At 48.9% G+C, this 2,582-nt stretch carries 1 protein-coding gene; it reads right to left on the reverse strand.

Translation table 11 applies throughout. From position 1 onward, the window contains the following. Positions 1-2,582, reverse strand: a 2,582-nt coding sequence (locus tag GCHA_RS14480) for a beta strand repeat-containing protein (RefSeq protein ID WP_039992572.1), incomplete at both ends; no start/stop codon positions are given.

A 2,582-nucleotide genomic window follows, 5' to 3' on the forward strand; every position in this document is an offset into this window, starting at 1 on the left:
CCACCGTCGCTTCAACCGTGTAACTGCCTTCTTCAAGTGCGACCGGCACATCCACATGGAAACTGCCATCTGGCTGCACTGTGGCCGTGAGGTTTTGTACCGCTGAATCACTCCCTGTCACCGTTATCGTCACCGTCGCCCCCACAGGCGCAGTGCTCGTTGTTCCCGTAATCGATGGCGTCGCATCACTGCTGTTATCCGGCGCATCCACTGAGATACTCGGAGCAACGGTATCCACACTGCCTGTGTCGCTAATAGTAGCTTGATTCCCCGCCTCATCACTTACGTTTACTTCAACGTTATAGTTACCTTCAGGTAGCGCATCAGGTACATCTATCGAATAGGTGCCATCATTAAGCACTTGAGTGGTTAACACCTGGACATTGCCACCGTTATCCGTTACGGTCACTTGAACGGTTGATCCTTCAGGTGCGTTTGTTGTACCTGATATTGTTGGCGTCGCATCATTGCTGTTATCCGGTGCAACAACAGTCAGGTTCGGATAAAGAGTATCGACACTACCGACGTCTGTTACGCTAGATAGGTTACCAGCGGTATCAGTAACGCTTGCTTGCGCGGTATAGCTTCCTTCAGCTAAATCTGCTGGCACTTCTATGCTATAAGTACCACCGCTTTGTACTGTCGCGCTTAATGTTTGTTCAATACCATCAGCATCAGTTACTAATATAGAAATAACTGAATTTTCGGGCTCACTGGTTGTACCCGTGATCGTCGGGGTTGCATCACTGCTATTATCAGGTGCGTCTACGGTTAAAACTGGCGCTTGAGTATCCACACTACCGGTATCACTCGCATCAGCTTCATTACCTGCCGCATCTGCTACCGTGGCCGCAACAGAATAATTACCCTCGGCTAAATCAACAGGCACTTCAGCGCTATACGTACCGTTTGCTTGCACACTTGCGCTTAATGTTTGTACCGCTCCATCGCTCCCAGTCACGGTCAAATTAACCGTAGCATTGACGGGAGCATCTGTTGTTCCGGTAATCGTTGGGGTAGCATCGCTACTGTTATCTGGTGCATCTACGGTTAAATTCGGTGCTTGTGTATCTACGCTGCCCGTATCACTCGCGCTTGCTTCATTACCTACTTCATCTGCTACGGTGGCCGCTACGGTATAATTGCCTTCAGCTAAATCAACAGGCACATCAACCATAAAAGTGCCGTTTGCTTGTACTTCCGCGGTCAGTGTTTGTATCGCTCCATTACTACCGATTACCGTCAGGTTTACAGTAGAGTTAACCGGCGCATCCGTTGTTCCCGATATCGTCGGAGTGGCATCGTTACTGTTATCTGGCGCATCTACGCTTAAAGTTGGTGCAGTAGTATCAATGTTACCTGTGCCAGAAACACTTGCTTGATTGCCTGAGCCGTCGCTAACAGTCACCTCAACACTATACCCGCCATCAGCTAACGCCACAGGCACTTCAAGGCTGAAACTTCCGTCGTTTTGCACACTGGTATTTAAAGTCTGGATACTGCCATTGTCGTCAGTGACGATTATATTTACTGACGAACCCTCGGGAGCATCAGTGTTACCACTTATTAGTGGCGTCGCGTCGTTGCCACTTGGTAATGCATCAATAGTTAAGTTTGGCAATGCACTGTTTACTTCTGAGTTAGCAGTAACGTTGGTTACATTCCCTGCTTCGTCCTCTGTAGATGCGCTTAGTGTATAAGGGCCATCGGCTAATGGTGTTGCGATCTCGATACTAAAGGTACCGTCAGATTGAACAGAAGCAACAAGTGTCTGCGATACACCGTCACTGTCGGTAACGACTAGGTTAACCTCTGTACCAGGGGCGTTATCAGTAGTTCCAGAAATAATAGGGGTATCGTCATTCGAAACATCTGGTGTATTTATCGTTAGTAATGGCGCAGCTGTGTCGATATTCCCCGTATCACTGGCGTTTGCTTCATTGCCCGCAGCATCTGCGACGCTGGCTTCAACGGTATAACTACCCTCGGCTAAATCAACAGGCACTTCAGCGCTATACGTACCGTTTGCTTGCACACTTGCACTTAATGTTTGTATCGCTCCATCGCTCCCAGTCACGGTCAAACTAACCGTAGCATTGACGGGAGCATCTGTTGTGCCTGTAATCGTTGGGGTAGCATCGTTACTGTTATCCGGCGCATCAACAGAGATATTCGGTGCTTGTGTATCTACGCTACCAGTAGTCGTTTGAGTGCTGGTGTTACCCGCTTCATCAGTCACCTGGGTGACCACAGTGAACTCACCTTCTGCTAACGCATTGGCGGGACTACCTGAATAAGTGCCGTCTTCTTGCACCACAGCATTGATCACCTGACTATCGCCATTGGCATCAGTTACTGTAATGGTTACCTCACTGCCCGGCTCGGCATTGGTGTTACCAGTAATTATAGGGGTGTCAGTATTATTATTAGGTGTTGTAGTATCAGTCACAGTCGGCGCTGTGGTATCCACACTGCCGGTTGAAGTAGTAGAGGTCGTATTGCCCGCTTCATCAGTCACTTGTGTTACCACAGTAAACTCACCTTCTGCTAACGCATTGGCGGGGGTACCTGAATAAGTGCCG

This window comes from Paraglaciecola chathamensis S18K6 (assembly GCA_000314955.1).
Lineage (GTDB): Bacteria > Pseudomonadota > Gammaproteobacteria > Enterobacterales > Alteromonadaceae > Paraglaciecola > Paraglaciecola chathamensis.